Source organism: Donghicola tyrosinivorans, assembly GCF_003003355.1.
GTDB classification, from domain to species: Bacteria; Pseudomonadota; Alphaproteobacteria; order Rhodobacterales; family Rhodobacteraceae; genus Donghicola; species Donghicola tyrosinivorans.
Map to the genome: position 1 here is coordinate 1 of NZ_PVTQ01000003.1, position 16,453 is coordinate 16,453.

General features: G+C 60.0%; 18 protein-coding genes. 5 read left to right on the plus strand and 13 right to left on the minus strand.

Going from position 1 to position 16,453, the window contains the following annotated elements; all coding sequences use genetic code 11:
* Positions 1-560 (minus strand): alcohol dehydrogenase catalytic domain-containing protein (locus CLV74_RS04785; RefSeq protein ID WP_170107984.1); only part of this gene is annotated, 560 nt, incomplete at its 3' end.
* An 82-nt stretch (positions 561-642) separates the two neighbouring features.
* Here CLV74_RS04785 and CLV74_RS04790 point away from each other — a divergent pair.
* Together CLV74_RS04790 and CLV74_RS04795 are read left to right on the plus strand one after the other, a co-directional pair.
* Complete coding sequence (locus CLV74_RS04790) at positions 643-939, plus strand: I78 family peptidase inhibitor (RefSeq protein WP_106263095.1); 297 nt, start codon at positions 643-645, stop codon at positions 937-939.
* A gap of 190 nt (positions 940-1,129) precedes the next feature.
* Positions 1,130-1,468 carry a DUF2794 domain-containing protein gene (locus CLV74_RS04795; protein WP_106263096.1) on the plus strand — a complete coding sequence of 113 codons (339 nt, stop codon included), beginning with the start codon at positions 1,130-1,132 and terminating at the stop codon, positions 1,466-1,468.
* Here the strand turns inward: CLV74_RS04795 and CLV74_RS04800 are convergent.
* The 3 genes from CLV74_RS04800 to CLV74_RS04810 all read right to left on the minus strand — a co-directional run bounded on the left by CLV74_RS04800 (position 1,452) and on the right by CLV74_RS04810 (position 4,375).
* Positions 1,452-2,294, minus strand: a complete 843-nt coding sequence (locus CLV74_RS04800; RefSeq protein WP_106263097.1) for a C40 family peptidase — start codon at positions 2,292-2,294, stop codon at positions 1,452-1,454. The two genes, CLV74_RS04795 and CLV74_RS04800, sit on opposite strands and share 17 nt — an antisense overlap.
* Positions 2,291-3,676, minus strand: coding sequence for a leucyl aminopeptidase family protein (locus tag CLV74_RS04805; protein WP_106263098.1), 1,386 nt, complete (start codon positions 3,674-3,676; stop codon positions 2,291-2,293). Before CLV74_RS04805 ends, CLV74_RS04800 begins: the two co-directional genes overlap by 4 nt.
* Positions 3,677-3,745: 69 nt before the next feature.
* Entirely contained in the window at positions 3,746-4,375 is a 630-nt protein-coding gene (locus CLV74_RS04810; RefSeq protein ID WP_106263099.1) for a response regulator transcription factor, read from the minus strand.
* 484 nt (positions 4,376-4,859) lie between these two features.
* On the opposite strand from CLV74_RS04810, the gene CLV74_RS04815 reads away from it, so the two are divergent.
* Complete coding sequence (locus CLV74_RS04815; protein ID WP_106263100.1) at positions 4,860-5,516, plus strand: carbonic anhydrase; 657 nt, start codon at positions 4,860-4,862, stop codon at positions 5,514-5,516.
* A 14-nt stretch (positions 5,517-5,530) separates the two neighbouring features.
* Here the strand turns inward: CLV74_RS04815 and CLV74_RS23355 are convergent, their stop codons facing one another.
* The 3 genes from CLV74_RS23355 to CLV74_RS04825 all read right to left on the minus strand — a co-directional run bounded on the left by CLV74_RS23355 (position 5,531) and on the right by CLV74_RS04825 (position 7,675).
* On the minus strand, positions 5,531-5,653 hold the full coding sequence (locus CLV74_RS23355; RefSeq protein WP_281260641.1) for a hypothetical protein: 123 nt from the start codon (positions 5,651-5,653) through the stop codon (positions 5,531-5,533).
* A gap of 386 nt (positions 5,654-6,039) precedes the next feature.
* Entirely contained in the window at positions 6,040-6,489 is a 450-nt protein-coding gene (locus tag CLV74_RS04820; protein WP_106263101.1) for a hypothetical protein, read from the minus strand.
* A 163-nt stretch (positions 6,490-6,652) separates the two neighbouring features.
* Positions 6,653-7,675, minus strand: a complete 1,023-nt coding sequence (locus CLV74_RS04825) for an aspartate-semialdehyde dehydrogenase (protein ID WP_106263102.1) — start codon at positions 7,673-7,675, stop codon at positions 6,653-6,655.
* Between the two features lie 117 nt (positions 7,676-7,792).
* Between CLV74_RS04825 and CLV74_RS04830 the strand changes: the two genes are divergently transcribed.
* Positions 7,793-8,836 carry a succinylglutamate desuccinylase/aspartoacylase family protein gene (locus CLV74_RS04830; RefSeq protein ID WP_106263103.1) on the plus strand — a complete coding sequence of 348 codons (1,044 nt, stop codon included), beginning with the start codon at positions 7,793-7,795 and terminating at the stop codon, positions 8,834-8,836.
* A gap of 104 nt (positions 8,837-8,940) precedes the next feature.
* On the opposite strand, the gene CLV74_RS04835 is transcribed toward CLV74_RS04830, so the two are convergent.
* The gene (locus CLV74_RS04835) at positions 8,941-10,290 is read right to left on the minus strand and encodes a lytic murein transglycosylase (protein WP_106263104.1); all 1,350 of its coding nucleotides are present in this window, start codon (positions 10,288-10,290) and stop codon (positions 8,941-8,943) included.
* Positions 10,291-10,500: 210 nt separating this feature from the next.
* Here CLV74_RS04835 and CLV74_RS04840 point away from each other — a divergent pair, with 210 nt between their 5' ends.
* Positions 10,501-11,199 carry a glutathione S-transferase family protein gene (locus CLV74_RS04840; RefSeq protein ID WP_170107985.1) on the plus strand — a complete coding sequence of 233 codons (699 nt, stop codon included), beginning with the start codon at positions 10,501-10,503 and terminating at the stop codon, positions 11,197-11,199.
* Here CLV74_RS04840 and rnr read toward each other — a convergent pair.
* The 5 genes from rnr to dapD form a co-directional block, all read right to left on the minus strand.
* On the minus strand, positions 11,196-13,460 hold the full coding sequence (gene rnr, locus CLV74_RS04845; RefSeq protein ID WP_106263106.1) for a ribonuclease R: 2,265 nt from the start codon (positions 13,458-13,460) through the stop codon (positions 11,196-11,198). The genes CLV74_RS04840 and rnr overlap by 4 nt on opposite strands.
* A 45-nt stretch (positions 13,461-13,505) precedes the next feature.
* Positions 13,506-13,928, minus strand: coding sequence for a GNAT family N-acetyltransferase (locus CLV74_RS04850; RefSeq protein WP_106263107.1), 423 nt, complete (start codon positions 13,926-13,928; stop codon positions 13,506-13,508).
* Positions 13,925-15,067, minus strand: a complete 1,143-nt coding sequence (gene dapE, locus CLV74_RS04855; RefSeq protein WP_106263108.1) for a succinyl-diaminopimelate desuccinylase — start codon at positions 15,065-15,067, stop codon at positions 13,925-13,927. Before dapE ends, CLV74_RS04850 begins: the two co-directional genes overlap by 4 nt.
* 75 nt (positions 15,068-15,142) lie before the next feature.
* Positions 15,143-15,514 (minus strand): hypothetical protein, encoded by a 372-nt coding sequence (locus CLV74_RS04860; RefSeq protein WP_106263109.1) that lies wholly within the window; start codon positions 15,512-15,514, stop codon positions 15,143-15,145.
* 84 nt (positions 15,515-15,598) lie between these two features.
* Complete coding sequence (dapD, locus tag CLV74_RS04865) at positions 15,599-16,426, minus strand: 2,3,4,5-tetrahydropyridine-2,6-dicarboxylate N-succinyltransferase (RefSeq protein WP_106263110.1); 828 nt, start codon at positions 16,424-16,426, stop codon at positions 15,599-15,601.
* Positions 16,427-16,453: the final 27 nt, after the last annotated feature.

Below are 16,453 nucleotides of genomic sequence, written 5' to 3' on the forward strand. Positions count from 1 at the left end.
ATCTCGACCCCTGCCGTGTTGATCACCGCGCCGATGCCGGTGGTGACGCCGCAGCCGATGTAGCAAATCTTGTCGAAGGGCGCGTCATCGCGGACCTTCGCCAGCGCGATTTCCGGCATCACAGTGTGCTGCGCAAAGGTCGAGCAGCCCATGTAGTGATAGATCGGAGTGCCATCCAGCATGCTGAAACGGGTGGTGCCATCGGGCATCAGGCCCTGACCTTGGGTATTGCGGATCGCGGTGCACAGGTTGGTCTTGCCCGACAGACAGCTAGGGCATTCGCGGCACTCGGGCGTATACAGCGGGATCACGTGATCGCCGGGTTTCAGGGTGGTCACGCCTTCGCCCACCTCAATCACAACGCCTGCGCCTTCATGGCCCAGAATGGACGGGAACAGCCCTTCGGGGTCCGCGCCAGAGCGGGTAAATTCGTCCGTGTGGCAAATGCCGGTCGCCTTGATTTCAACCAGAACCTCGCCCGCTTTCGGGCCTTCGAGGTTTACGGTCATGATTTCCAATGGTTTTCCGGGGGCCAAAGCCACCGCTGCGCGGGTTTGCATTCAGAAATTCCTCACCTAATCTGTGGGTGTAACGTAGGGGTATGTTTCCCCGCCATGCAATGGGAAGTCGAAAGGAATTAATATGAAAAAAGCGATAATTTTCGCAGCTTTCGCGACACTTGCAGCATGTTCTGCCACGGAAGAGGTGATCGGCGTCGATACCTCGGTCGAGGAGGCCAATATTCAGGCCGACAGCTGCCATTCGGAAGAGTACCGCCATCTACTGGGAACGCCGGTGTCCGAATTTGACGCGACCAAGGTCAGCGGCCCTGTCCGCGTCTTGGGCATGAACGACATCATGACCGAAGACTACCAGCCCCTGCGCCTGAACATTTTCTATGACGGCAACGGCACCATCATCAACATGTACTGCCAGTAATCAGGCAATGCAGTCCCGGTACCTGGTTTCCTCTGGGGGAAGGAATGATCAGATACCGGGGCTTTAGCGATGTCGCTAGATCATGTTTTCGCGGCGCAGAACGGCCAATCAAAGGCGGGCTTGCGGCGATTTCGTGAAACTGTCCTAAGAATGTCTTGATTTGCGCCCCGCGCGGCGCAACTCTTTAAGAATGAACATGCAATCGCCCCCGAATGTCACGGACATGCCCGAACAGGTGGCCTTTGACCGCCATGAGTTGGGCGCGATCCTTTCCCTATACGGCCGCATGGTCGCCGCCGGAGAGTGGCGCGATTACGGGCTGTCCCATTTGCGCGAAGCGGCGATCTTTTCAGTTTTTCGTCGCACCGCCGAGCACCCGCTTTACCGGATCGAGAAACGCCCCAAGTTACGTAACCGGCAAGGGATGTATTCAGTGATCGGGATGGACGGGCAGATCCTGAAACGCGGTCATGATCTGCGCGGTGTCCTGCGGGTGCTAGAGCGCAAGCTGATCAAAGCGGTCGAGTGACCCTGCGGCGGCTGGTCACCGGTCCGTCCCCCTGAGAGCCGATGCGGAAGATCGCGCTGTCCAGCGGCTCATAGGCCACGGACATGGTGCTGGCATTGGCGTGGATCAGAACATCTGCGTCCACCATCATGGCCACGTGGCCCTTCCAGAACAGCAGATCGCCTCTTTGAAGGGGCTCTTTCGGGTCCAGCAGATCGCCCAGTTCGGCCTCTTGCATATCGCTGTCACCGGGGCAGTCGATCCCGCAAGCGCGGAAGGCGGCCTGCACCAGACCAGAGCAATCAATCCCCCAAACGCTGTTACCACCCCACAGATAAGGCACGCCAAAGAAAAGCTGCGCCACGGTCGCCGGATCGGTCATCGGCTTGTTCGCGGGCCGGATATGCGGGCGCGGCACGAACCAGCCTTCAGAGGTTTGAAAGAACGCCCCTTCGGCCCCCGTGATTTGCAGGCGGCTGCCGTGGGACAGAGCCATGACCTCGGGCGATTTTAAATCCGCCGCGCTATAGGCGTGGCTGGCCGGAACGCAGATCGTGTGGCTGGTGATCGCAGGCGCACCCAGCGCATCGCTGCGCACCCAGCCCACATAGCCATCGCTGTGGGCCTGAACAAAGCTCATGTCGGCTTGGACCTCAATCACCGTCACATCGGCCCCATACAGCACCTGACGGTCCCGTTTCGGGTGATCGGGCGCGGGGTGCAGATCGGCGACCGGCGCGGTGATCCGCGCAGGTGTACCATCGACAAAACTCACGCCCTCAACCTGCCCCATAAGGCTGCGCAGGGCGGTTTGGCCGGTGCTGGCCAGACGTCTGCGGTCGGTCATAGGCCCAGAGCCTTGGGCAGCGCCGCGAACAGCGCGCGTGCCCCCTGCTGAACGCCGCCTTTGGGGCGGGCAGGCAGCGGCGACGGGCACCAGCCGTAAATATCGAAATGGGCATAGTGGCCCTGCCCCGCGAAGCGGCGCAGGAAAAGGGCGGCGGTTATCGAACCTGCAAAACCACCTGACGGAGCATTGTCCAGATAAGCAATACCGGGTTCAATCATGCTCTCATACGGGGCATGGAAAGGCATCTGCCACACGGGGTCGGCCATCTTGGGCGCAGCCTCGGTCAGGGCGGCGGCGAAGCCTGCGTCATCGGTGTAGAACGGCGCCAGATCGGGGCCGACAGCCACACGGGCCGCCCCTGTCAGGGTCGCCATACTGATGATCTGATCGGGGCTTTCCTCTGCCGCCAAGGCCAAGGCATCGGCCAGCACCAAGCGCCCTTCGGCGTCGGTGTTGTTGATCTCGACCGTCAGGCCATTGCGGGCGGTCAGGATATCACCGGGACGGAAAGAATTGCCCGCCACCGCATTCTCGACCGCGGGGATCAGGACGCGTAACTGCACGGGCCAGCCGCTGGCCATGATCAGCTCGGCCAGACCCAGCACCGTGGCCGAGCCGCCCATGTCCTTTTTCATCAGCCCCATCGATGCGCCGGGCTTGAGGTTCAGACCACCCGTATCAAAGCACACGCCTTTGCCCACCAAGGTCAGTTTTGGCCCCACCTTGCCCCAGCGGATATCGATCAGACGCGGGGCCTGTTCGGCGGCGCGACCCACCGCGTGGATCATGGGAAAGTTCTTTTCCAGCAGCGCCTCGCCGACAGTCACGTCGATTTTCGCGCCGTGCGCGTTGGCCAAAGCCGTGGCTGCAGCCTCTAGCTGGATCGGGCCCATATCGCTGGCGGGGGTGTTGATCAGATCGCGGGTCAGCGCCTCGGCGCGGGCCATGCGTTCGACGCGGGCGGCGTCCACACCTTCAGGCGCAACCAGCATCGCGCCAAGGGGCGCCTGATCCTTGTAGCGGTCAAACCGGTAGGTGGTCAGCAAAGCACCCAAGCATTCCTGTTCCAACTGATCTTCGGGGATACCGCCCGCCAAGCGAAACACCTTAGCGGCCAAAGACGGCACCGCCGCCGCCAGATGGAACCGGCCCCGTGCCCGCGAAGCGGCACTGCCATAACCCACCAGTGCCAACGCAGGGGCACCGTCTGGCCCCGGCACCATCAGCGCCTGACCGATCCCGCCTGAAAACGAAGACGCCCGAACCCAGATGGCCTGAGCGGGCGTCAAAGTTGTCTCAACGAAATTGTCCAGCGCCTCGCCCTCGATCGCGTAAAGCGGCAGGGCGTCAGCGGTATCGGGCGCAAATTCCAATGTCATAGCGGGCTCCTAGTTGCGGTCTTGTGGCAGAGCCTACTCTGCCACGCAGCGACCGCAAGCCCGCGCCGATCACACCTTACGCTGGTTCGCCCAAAGAGCGGCCTGCGTGCGGTTGTCCACGCCGATTTTCGAGTAGATCGACCGCAGGTGCATCTTCACGGTGGTCTCGCTCAGACCCAGCTCATTGGCCACGTCCTTGTTCGAGCGCCCTTCGGCCACCAAAAGCAGCACATCGCTTTCTCGGGCCGAGAGGTTTTCGATACGGGGCTTCTTGGGCTCGACCTTGCGGGTGAAGAATTCCGCCGGCAGGAAGGTTTCCCCCATTAGCAGAAAGCGGATCGCGTTGGCGAAGGCTTCGGCGCGGCTGGTTTTGGGGATATAGCCCTTGGCCCCCATAGACATCGCGTCATAGATCGCCTCACGCGGCAGATCGGACGAAATGATCGCAGTAGGCGTATTTGCCGAACGCTCAAGGATCTTGTTCAGGCCGGTCAGACCCGACACGCCGGGCAGGTTGTAGTCCAGCAGGATCAGATCATAGCTGTTCTCATCCACCAGATCCAAAGCCGCATCCAGATCGGACGCGGTATCAACCACTGCATCAAGCGCCGAGTTGAAATAGCGCATCAGGACGTCCAGCATCAGCTGATGATCATCGATCATCAGAATGCGCTTGGAGTTATTGTTCTCAGCGTTCATCGCACGCTCTCCGTTTCTTCTGATCCGCCTTTCGGGGACCGGGGTCAGTTTACTCCCGTCCGGATGGACGGATCGGGATTGCTGCACTGCCTGTCTGACACATCTGGTTTGACACCATGCCACTCCCCCAAATGACAAACGTCTAACCGATGTGCTCACCTCAGGTCGGCTCTCCGGTCCTTGCAGACGGGATGAGCGCCTTCGATCTGGTGTGAACGATCTGGCAGGCAATAGGCCCAACGAGGGTGAAGATACCGTAAGTACGCGGCACGTAAATTGCACTCATACCAATTACAAAGCCCAACATACGTAAGGAGTATCTTTGGATCGAACTGACTATTCGCCTTTATCTGTAAGATTACATTACATTTCATGCGACATCGCGACCTTGGTTAGCTCCCCCTTGAATCCAAACGTTTAAATCTCCTCGCAATTCCTTAAATTGCGGGGTATCCACGTTCAAATTTGGCTAGGAGGACGATGAATGAAGCACGCAAAACCGCTTCCGGGATATCTGGTACAAAGATATGAGGGCTGGCGCGCAACGACATACAGCGAAAACCAGGCTTGGTACCGCCGTCTTGCCAACGAAGGCCAACGCCCCCGCGCCATGGTAATTTCGTGCTGCGATTCTCGCGTCCATGTCACGTCGATCTTCGGAGCCGATCAGGGCGAATTCTTCATTCACCGCAACGTGGCCAACCTTGTGCCCCCGTATGAGCCCGATGGCGATCACCACGGCACCTCGGCGACTGTGGAATACGCGGTCACCGCGCTGAAGGTTTCACATCTGATTATTCTGGGCCACTCCAGCTGTGGCGGCGTGCAGGGCTGCCTGCACATGTGCAATGGCACCGCCCCCGAACTGGAAGAGACCACCAGCTTTGTCGGCCGCTGGATGGACATCCTGCGCCCCGGCTATGCGCAGGTCGATGCCATGAATCTGCCGACCGAGACCGAGCAGCTACGCGCACTCGAAAAGAAGGCAGTACTGGTTTCGCTCGAAAATCTGATGACCTTCCCCTTCGTCGCAAAAGCGGTCGAAGAAGGCGAACTTTCGCTGCACGGTCTGTGGACGGATATCGGCGAAGGCTCGCTGGAATATTACGCGCCTGAAGACGATAGCTTTAAGCCGGTCTAAACCGGCTTAAGCTTTCAGGAACTTGCGCGGCGCTGCAACGTGCTGTGCAGGTTCAATTCCTGCCGGAACAGCTTTTCAATTTCGTTCCGGCTGACATTGGCCCGCTTGGCGATAGCGCGGGCATCTTTCTGGGACATGGCACTTTTTACGGCCTTCCCACCAAGTGCTGCATACCCCCCGGAAAATACAGCCTGCTTAATTTGTTCTAACATCGTCTGCACCCCCAAGTGCTTGTAACGTTCTTAGGATACAGGCAGTGGCCTTTGGGGTATCTCTGACCCTTGGGATATTTTGATTGTTATTTGGTGTGTGCCAACACACGAACGTACGTACTGCGCGGGCAAACCCACACCTAAGATCATCCTTTTGCGCGCTAATGTTTTGGCACCTCGTGCCGTTACGTCAGCGCTGCCATATCACGGCCCCAGAGCACTGATTCTCTACCCCAAGGCCCCAGAACCCATGAAAAAAGGGCCGGACAGCGCCGACCCCTTTCCCAACAACAAGGCGGTGAGTGCTGCGATCAGCTATCGCTGACGCGCGCGATGATGGTGCATTCGCCATATCCTTCCAGAAGCGAGGCGTTGCAGATATCAAGCGCGATCGTGTCGGCAAGTTCCTGCGTGGCGAAATTGTTCGACAGGCCCGATACAACTTCCGGGTTCTGCTGCGAGCAGTCGTCGGGAACATTGCTGGGAAGTGTGGGCACCGCCATCGCGGCATAACCTTCGGTGTTGGCGGCCCAGTCAATCACATTGGGCTTGTCCCGTTCGCACATACGCGCGTCCACAATCAGGTGGCGTGTGCCGGGAATGCCCGTATCCATCAATGCCACAGGCGTATTGGTGCTGTCGGGCGCATTATACATGACCGGATTGCCCGTCGAATTGATCAGGGCCGCTTCGCTGGCCGCAAAACCTGCCACCGGCAAGAGAGCAACGGTGGCCGTGGTCACAAAGGTCTTGAAAGTCATAGCTTTTTCCTCGCGGTTGATATGCCCTGCCAACCAACCGGCGCGCCAAAACGTTCCGCTACAGACCTGCAATCACGGACCATGCAAGGATGCACGGAACAAAAAAGGCGCAGCCGGAAAGCTGCGCCTTTTGAAACTGTCAGGGCCAAGTCCGGCCAAGGGCTTAGCCCTTTTTCAGAACCCGCTTGCCCAGTGTCTCGGCAATCTGAACCGCGTTCAGCGCCGCGCCTTTGCGCAGGTTGTCCGAAACGCACCACAGGTTGATGCCGTTCTCGATGGTCACGTCCTGACGGATGCGGCTGATGAAGGTCGCATAGTCACCAACGCATTCGATCGGGGTCACGTAGCCACCGGGCTCGCGCTTGTCGATCACCATGATACCGGGCGCTTCGCGCAGGATGTCACGGGCTTCGTCTTCGTCCAGGAACTCTTCAAACTCGATGTTGATCGATTCCGAGTGGCCAACGAACACAGGAACGCGCACGCAGGTAGCCGTGACCTTGATCGAGGGATCCACGATCTTCTTGGTCTCGGTGACCATCTTCCATTCTTCTTTGGTGTCGCCGCTGTCCATGAACACATCGATCTGCGGGATCACGTTGAAGGCGATCTGCTTGGGGTAGACCTTAGGCTCTTTCTCCTGACCGGGGACGTACATGCCCTTGGTCTGATCCCAAAGCTCGTCAATCGCCTCTTTGCCGCTGCCCGACACCGACTGGTAGGTGCTGACAACAACGCGCTTGATCTTGGCGCGGTCATGCAGGGGCTTCAGCGCCACAACCATCTGCGCGGTCGAGCAGTTGGGGTTCGCGATGATGTTCTTTTTGGCGTAACCGTCTACGGCCTCGGGGTTCACTTCCGGAACCACCAGCGGCACGTCGGGGTCATAACGGTAGAGCGAGCTGTTATCGATCACGATACAGCCAGCCGCCGCCGCGATGGGGGCGTATTTCTTGGTCGCATCCGACCCGATTGCGAACAGAGCAATGTCCCAACCCGCGAAATCGAATTGCTCGATATCCTGGGTAGTGACTGTCTTGTCGCCAAAGCTTACTTCAGTGCCGAGACTGCGGCGGCTTGCCAGCGCAGCCAGTTCATCGACAGGAAACTGGCGCTCGGCCAGGATATTCAGCATTTCGCGGCCCACATTGCCCGTGGCGCCAGCGACGACGACCTTATAGCCCATAATCGGGTCCTCCGTTACATTACGGCGCGGGGTGTAGCCGAAACAGGGCCTGTGGAAAAGGGCTTCCCCCTGCACAAAGCATGTGAAAGATGGTCTTCACGCAAGAAAGTGACCAAAATGAACCGCCCCAGCCCCTTTTCGATTGGCGATCATCTGATTCCCGCAGGGACACGCCGGACCGTCGCCCTTCCTGTCAGCGTTCAATCGGACCATACGCCAGTGAATCTCTCGGTCCACGTGATCCACGGCAGCCGCCCCGGCCCCACGATGTTCGTCAGCGCAGGCGTCCACGGGGACGAAGTCATAGGGGTCGAGATTGTCCGTCGCCTGCTGCGCGCACCAGCTCTGAACCGGTTAGCAGGCACCCTGATGGTCATTCCGATTGTCAACGCCTTCGGCTTTCTGAACCGGTCGCGCTACCTGCCCGACCGGCGCGATCTAAACCGCAGTTTTCCGGGCCACCCCACCGGCTCGCTGGCAGGGCGACTGGCTCATATCTTCTTGAACGAGGTGGTCCTGCGCTGCGATCTGGGGATTGACCTGCACTCGGCCGCCATCCACCGAACCAACCTGCCCCAGATCCGTATCTCGGCCGGTCGGCCTCACCTGCTGGAACTGGCGCAGGTCTTCGGCGCTCCGGTCATCATGCGTTCCAAGCTGCGCGACGGCTCGCTGCGCGGCGTGGCCCAAGATCGCGGCGTAGAAATGCTGCTGTATGAGGCAGGCGAAGGCTTAAGATTTGACGAGATCGCCGTCCGGAACGGCGTTGCCGGTATCCTGCGCGTCCTGCACCATAAGAACATGATCGCCAAACGGGGTGTGCCCCATTCCAAAGCGACCCCACTGATCTCGACCTCATCCGGATGGTCCCGCGCCCCCATCGGCGGCCTCTTCAGGCCCTACAAGCAGCAGGGTGAAGTGGTGGTCGAAGGCGATATTCTAGGTGTCGTGGCCGATCCCTTCGGCGAGATCGAAGCCGAGGTCCGAGCCGAGGACGGCGGCATCATCGTCGGCCGCGCCGTCATGCCTGTGGTGAATGAAGGCGACGCCCTTTACCACATCGCTCAAATCGCCCGCCCCGCCAAAGGGGAAGAAACCATCGAACAGATCAACGCCGACCTTTTGGCCGCCCCGATGTTCGACGAGGACGAGATCATTTAAAATCGGTCCTCTGGCGGCGCCGATGGAATTGAGTATTTGAGCAATAAAGAAGTGCGGATCTGCTGCTTCTTTATTGCTCAAATACTCAAAATTCACGGGCGCAATCAGCGCAGTTTTTTCAAGAGTCGCAGAGACGGGTAGCCATCCGGCACCAGACCCTTGCTACGTTGGTAATTGCGCACCGCGTTGATCGTATTCGGACCGATCCGCCCATCAACGCCCTGAGTGCTAAAGCCCGCGCGGGTAAGGCGGTCTTGCAGTTCCTCGCGCTCAGAAAAGGTCAGGGCACGGTCGCCTCGGGGCCAGTTGGCCTGAATGGGGCTACCGCCTTTCAGACGATCACTCAGGTGGCCGACGCCGATCACATAGGCATCAGCGGTGTTGTAGCGCTCGATCACGTCAAAGTTCTTGAAGATCATAAAAGCCGCGCCATCGGCTCCGGCGGGTAGGAGGATCGAGGCCGAGCCAAAATCTGCGACGGGCTTTCCGTTTATATCTGTGACACCGCGGCGCGCCCAATCGCTCGGCATGTGTGTGATCTTGCGATTGGCTTGTGTGTAGTCGAAATCGCTTGGCAATTTGACCTCAACGCCCCAAGGCATGCTTTTTACCCAGCCAAATCGCGCCAGATACGCGGCGGTTGAGGCCAGCGCGTCTGTGGGATCATCGCTCCAGATATCGCGGCGGCCATCGCCGGTGAAATCGACAGCATAGGCCAGATAACTGGTCGGGATGAATTGGGTGTGCCCCATCGCACCCGCCCAAGAGCCGGTCATATTGCGGGGAGCAACATCGCCCGATTGCAAAATCTGTAGGGCAGCGATCAGTTGCTCTTCGAAAAAAGCGCCGCGGCGGCCTTCGTAGGCAAGGCTGGCCAATGCGCTGACCACATCGATATTGCCGCGAAAGGTGCCGTAGGCGCTTTCCAGTCCCCAAACCGCTGCAACGACTTCTTTGTCGACGCCGTAACGCGCCTCGATCGCATCAAGAGTACTTGCGTGTTTGCGCAGAGCGGCTTTGCCGTTCTTGATCCGTGCATCTGATGCGGCGCTGTCCAAATAGTCCCAGAGGGTCTTGGTGAACTCGGACTGGTTTCGGTCTTTCTCGATCACCGATGGCAGATAGCCCGCGCCGCGAAAGGCGTTGTTCAGGGTCGCATCGGAAATACCCTTCGCTTTCGCACGGGCGTGGAAGCCGACCAGCCACTGATCAAAACCGGAGTTGGAGGCGATATTCATGGCAGACGGGATCTCGGACTTTTTAGCGATGGCGGGGCGGGCGATGGGCCTAACGGCCAGCGGACTGTAGCGAAGTGTGGCCAGCTCTGCCACCTGCGTCTGGGGCAGATTGGTGGGGCGCAGACGCGGACGCTCTGGCGCCTCTAACCCAAAAGCAGAGGATGCACCCAACAAGAGTGCAAACGACAGCATTCCGGTGCGCGTGCCTGTGGTCATTCCGGTTGATCCTGCTCTTGTATGTTTCGTGTAAGTTTAGACCGATTTGGGGGCTATCACAAAGGTCTGGAAAGGCTGCCTGACGGAACTGTCATTTCTTTGCGCAAGAGCTTGCCGATTTTGCGCGTTTCGCAGGTTTGCCTGATCTTAAGGCACCAGAGGCGCGGGCACCTGTGCCATAGTGCCAATGGATTTCAGCAGGATGCCTTAATGATTACGCTTTTCGCCTTTTCGCCCGGTCTGACCGAACCCTCTGTAAGCCCGTTCTGCACCAAGGTGATTTATCTGTTGAAGATGGCGAACGCCGATTGGCAGCGCGAGAATATCCTTAATCCCCGCGCCATGCCCCACGGCAAAGTGCCTGTGGCCCAGATTAACGGTCAGATGATCGCCGACAGCCACTTGATCCAAGCGGCGCTTGAGGCCCGTGGTGCCGATTTTTACGCGGGCCTTGGCCCTGCGGCCCGTGCGACGGGGCAAGCGGTGATGCGGATGATCGAGGATATGCCCCTCAAGGCGCTGGTCCATGACCGTTGGGCCACGAAACATGCGTGGCCCATTTGCCGCGAGGCGTTCTTTGCCGATGTCCCCGGCCCTGTCCGTCATCTTGTGGGTGCGATGGTGCGGCGGCAGGTGGTGCGCGGCTTGGCCGCCGAAGGTCTGACCCGCATGACCGATGCCGAGCGGATGGCCATTGTCAGCCACGAACTACGCGCCCTCAGCGATCTGCGCGGGGACCAGCCCTTTGTGTTGGGAGAGACGGTGACAGCCGCTGACGCCGCCTGTCTGGCGGTTTTGGGGGCGATCAGCCATTTGCCGGTGGAAACGCCCCTGCGGGCGCGGGTGCGCGGGGATGCGGCCCTGATGGACTACATCGCCCGCGTGCGAGAGGCGATCATGCCCGCTTAATCGCGGGCGCTACGCTTGCGCGAGACCTTGCGGTCAATCCGGTCCTTCTTGCGCTTGGCCTTCACCAGTTTACGCTTATGGGGCTTGTTCGAACGGGGGCCACGGCCACGGGGCAACGGCTTGCCTTCGATCTCTAGCAGTTCCAGCGTCAGGCCACCGGTCACGGCGACTGCTTCGGCGATGCGAACGGTGACGCGCTGGCCAATTCCGATCAGCATGCCGGTCTCGGACCCCATCAGGGTCTGGCTTTCCGCGTCATGGACAAAGAATTCGCGGCCCAAGGTTCGGATCGGCAGCAGACCATCCGCACCGGTTTCATCCAGCTTCACGAAGGCCCCGAAACGGGCAACACCGCTGATGCGGCCGCTCATCTCGGCCCCGACACGCTCGGACAGGTACGCGGCCAGATAGCGGTCGGTGGTGTCCCGTTCTGCCATCATCGAGCGCCGCTCGGTTTCCGAGATATGCGTCGCGGTGGTGTCCAGACGCTCGATATCTTCAGGGCTGAGGCCGTCCTTGCCCCAACCGTGGGCACTGATCAGGCCGCGATGGACGATCAGGTCCGCATAGCGGCGGATGGGCGAGGTAAAATGCGCGTATTTCAGCAGCGCCAGACCAAAGTGGCCAAAGTTTTCAGGGCTATAGTAGGCCTGTGTCATCGACCGCAGGGTCGAAAGGTTGATCAGTTCCGCATCATCGGTCCCAGCCGCCGCTTTCAGCAGACGGTTCAGGTGGCGGGTTTGCAGAACCTGACCTTTGGCCAGCGTATAGCCTGCCTCGGCTGCGGTTTCGCGCAGAGCTTCCAGCTTGTCGGCGGGGGGCTCTTCGTGGACGCGGAACAGCAGCGGAGTTTTCTTTTTCTCCAGCGTCTCGGCAGCGCAGACGTTGGCCAGAACCATCATCTCTTCGATCAGCTTATGGGCGTCAAAGCGGTCCTTCATGGTGATAGACTGCACTTTGCCGTCATCGCCCAGAACTACTTTGCGTTCGGGCAGGTCCAGATCCAGCGGCTGGCGATCATTGCGGGCGGTCTTCAGCGCCTCATAGGCATCAAAGAGCGGGTTGATCACCTCATCCATCAGGGGCGTGGTCTGCTCATCAGGATTGCCGTCACGGCCCGCCTGCGCCTGCTCATAGGTCAGCGACGCCTGAGAGCGCATAATCCCCCGCACAAAGCGGTGGCCGATCTTCTTGCCGTTGGCGTCAATCCGGATTTCGCACGCGATACAGGCACGCGGCACCCCTTCGTGCAGCGAGCACAGATCACCGGACAAACGATCCGGCAGCATCGGCACCACGCGGTCGGGGAAGTAGCTGGAGTTCCCGCGTTTGCGCGCCTCAAGGTCCAGCGCAGAGCCGGGCGTGACGTAGTGGGCCACGTCCGCAATGGCGACCCACAAGACGAAGCCGCCCTTGTTCTGGGGGTTCTCATCCCGATAGGCCCAAACGGCGTCATCGTGGTCGCGGGCATCGGCAGGGTCGATCGTAACAAGTGGCAGATCGCGCAGGTCTTCGCGCCCTTTGAGGCCTGCAGGTTTGTGGGCGTCAGCCTCTTCCATCACCTTATCGGGGAAGGCGTCGGGGATGCCGTGCTGGTGGATCGCGATCAGGGACACCGCCTTAGGCGCGCTGGGATCACCCAGCCGTTCCACGATCCGCGCCTTGGGCAGACCCATGCGGTGGGCGGGTCCAGCAGATTCGGCCTCGACCAACTCGCCATCCTTTGCACCGCCGGTCAGGCCCGCAGGCACCAGCCATTCCTTGTCGCTGCCCTTGTCGATAGGCAGAATGCGGCCCCCTTCAGAGGTCTGCTTGAACACCCCAAGAAGGCGCTGCGCATTGCTGCCGATCTTGCGGATCAGTCGGGCCTCATAGTGGTGATCCTGCCCACGAATGGCGGTCAGCTTGGCAAGGATACGGTCCCCTGCCCCCAGCGCCGGATCGGTCTGGCGGCGGATGTACAGCAGGACCGGCTCGGGGCCTTCTCCGTGCCATTCCAACGGCTTACAGAACTGGTCGCCATCAATATCGGCCTCCAGCATCTGGCAGACGCTGACAGGCGGCAGCATGTCGGGATCGCGATAGGATTTCTTGCGCTTTTGCAGATGCCCTTCGTCCTCCAACTGTCGCAAGATCAGCTTGAGTTCGATCCGGCCAGCCCCTTTGATGCCAAAGGCTTTGGCAATGTCACGTTTGTTCGAGAGGGTCGGGTGCGCCTCGATCCATTCAAGGATTTCGGCTTTTGAGGGCATTTGCTTCATAACCGCGCCGTACCACAGGCAAAGCGCGGCGTCATTCACAATCCGTCAGAGCGTCTTGCGCATCATCAAATGCGGGATGCCGGCGTCATCGAATTCATCGCCTTCGGGCACAAACCCCAGCTTTTCATAAAAGCCGATGGCGCTGGTCTGCGCCCCAAGCATAGCCTGCGTGATCTGCGGATCATCCGCCATCTCATCCAGACAGGCGCGGATCAGCGCCGCGCCAAGACCGGTGCCACGCGCGGCAGGCAGCACGCAAACGCGGCCGATCTTGCCCGTGTCGCCCTTGGCCACGATCCGCGCTGTGCCCATCGGCTTGCCATCAATGGTGGCCAAGAGATGCGTGGCGACAGCGTCATATTCGTCCCGCTCAATCTCAGCGGGGACGCCCTGTTCATCCACAAAGACGGTAAAGCGCAGGGCCATGCAGGCCTCTAGATCATCGGTGCGGGTGATCACGATGCTCATGCGAAGTAGTCCTTCAGAATGCGGCTGTAGATGTCTTTGAGCTGGCGGATGTGATCCTCGACCACGAATTCATCGACGCGATGCATCGACTGCCCCACAAGGCCGCATTCGACCACAGGGCAATGGTTCTTGATGAACCGCGCATCCGATGTCCCGCCCGAGGTGCTGAGTTCCGGCACGCGCCCCGTCACCGCCTTGACCGCATCCACGATCATCGCGCTGAACGGGCCCGGCTGGGTCACAAAGCTATCGCCCGAGATATTGGTGCTCATCTGCACCTCAACCCCGAATTCGGAGGCCACACGGTCAGCCTCGGACCGCAGCCACGCGATCAGGCTGTCGCCCGTGTGGGCATCGTTGAAGCGGATATTGACCGTGGCCTTCACCTGATTGGGGATCACGTTGGTCGCCGCATTGCCCGTATCAATCGTGGTAATTTGTAGGGTCGAGGGGTCAAAGTGGTCAGTCCCCTCATCCAGCGTATGGCTTGCCAGACGATCCATCAGGCGCACCATAGGCGACATCGGCGTCTTGGCGCGATGGGGATAGGCCACGTGGCCCTGCTGTCCAATCACGGTGAACTTGGCTGTCAGCGACCCGCGACGACCAATCTTGATCATCTCGCCCATCTCATTGGGACAAGTGGGTTCGCCCACCAGACAGTCGGTCATCGCCTCGCCATGGCTGTCCATCCAGTCCAGCAAGGCAACGGTGCCGTCATGGGCGGGGCCTTCTTCATCACCGGTAATGGTCAGGACAATCGCCCCATCAGGCGGGCTGGATTTCACGAAATCCACGGCGGCTGCAGCAAAGGCAGCCACGCCCGATTTCATATCGCAAGCGCCACGACCAAACATGATCCCGTCCACGCTTTCCGCGCCAAAGGGGTCGTGTTTCCAGTCTGCCCGATCACCAATCGGCACCACATCCGTATGCCCGTTAAAGCCAAGCGTCCGCGCCCCCTTAGCCCCCCAGCGGGCAAACAGGTTCGGCGTACCATTCCGATCCACCCGAGTGCACTCGAACCCTGCGCCTTCCAGCAGATCAGCAAGCAAAACCAGCGCACCGCCTTCTTCGGGTGTCACCGAAGGGCAGCGGATCAGATCAGCGGTCAATTGTACGGGGCAAGTATCGGACATGGGGTGGCTCCTTTCAGAGGGCCACTCTTACCGCAAATCGCCCCCAAGAACAGGGGGGCGCATGCAATCCCATGCTTAGTCGAAGAACGGGTCCATCTGCGCGATGATGACCGAGTTCTCATCCAGAGCGCGCTGCATCAGTTCGCGCTCATGCTCGTCAATCTCGTGGCCCTGCTCTTCACGCTCTTTCAAGGTGCCGTAACCGGTCACATCCAGCGGGGCCAGATCGGCCTGCTTCAGGATCAGAACGGTTTCGCGCACGGCCTCGGCCTCATCCACGCCGCTGGCATAGCACATCAGCGCCGCGCCGGTCGCGCCCTTGGGCAATCCGTCGCCCTTCTTGCGGCCCACCTCGATCACAAGGGTATAGACCTGCTGGGGACGCTTTTCCTTTTTGGGCTTTTCCGCCTTGGGGGTGCCTTCAGGGGTCTGGGTCTCGTCGGTCATGGAATGCCTCTGATATGGGTGAAACGGGCAAGGGCGGACCACACCGGCCCGCCCCTATTATCTTGGCCTGATCGCCGGATCGGATCAGTCGCGCAGCAGCTCGTTGATGCCGGTCTTGCTGCGGGTCTTTTCATCCACGCGCTTCACGATCACCGCACAGTACAGGTTGATGCCGTTCTTCGAAGGCATGCTGCCCGAAACGACAACCGAGTAAGGCGGCACTTCGCCGTACATCACTTCACCGGTTTCGCGGTCAACGATCTTGGTCGACTGGCCGATGTAAACACCCATGCCAAGGACCGAGCCTTCGCGGATGATGCAGCCTTCGACGACCTCGGAACGAGCACCGATAAAGCAGTTGTCTTCGATGATGGTCGGACCCGCCTGCATGGGCTCCAAAACGCCGCCGATGCCAACACCACCGGACAGGTGCACGTTCTTACCGATCTGTGCGCACGAACCAACGGTCGCCCAAGTGTCCACCATCGTGCCTTCGCCCACATAGGCGCCAAGGTTCACGAAAGACGGCATCAGCACCACGCCGGGGGCGATGAAGGCGGACTTGCGGACAACACAGTTGGGAACAGCGCGGAAGCCAGCAGCTTTCCACTGGTTCTCGCCCCAGCCTTTGAATTTGCTGTCAACTTTGTCCCACCAGCCGCTGCCCTGCGGGCCGCCATCCTGAATTTCCATATCCTTGATGCGGAAACCCAGCAGAACCGCTTTCTTGGCCCACTGGTTCACATGCCAGTCACCGTTTTCGCGGCGCTCGGCCACGCGCAGGGTGCCACTGTCCAGTGCGTTCAGCGTGTCTTCGATCGCTTCACGGGTCTCGCCAGTGGTGGCAGGGGTGATCTGGTCGCGGGTTTCCCACGCCGCCTCAATGGCGGCTTCCAGCTGCGCGTTGGACATAGGCAGGCTCCTTGGCTCGGGGTCAAA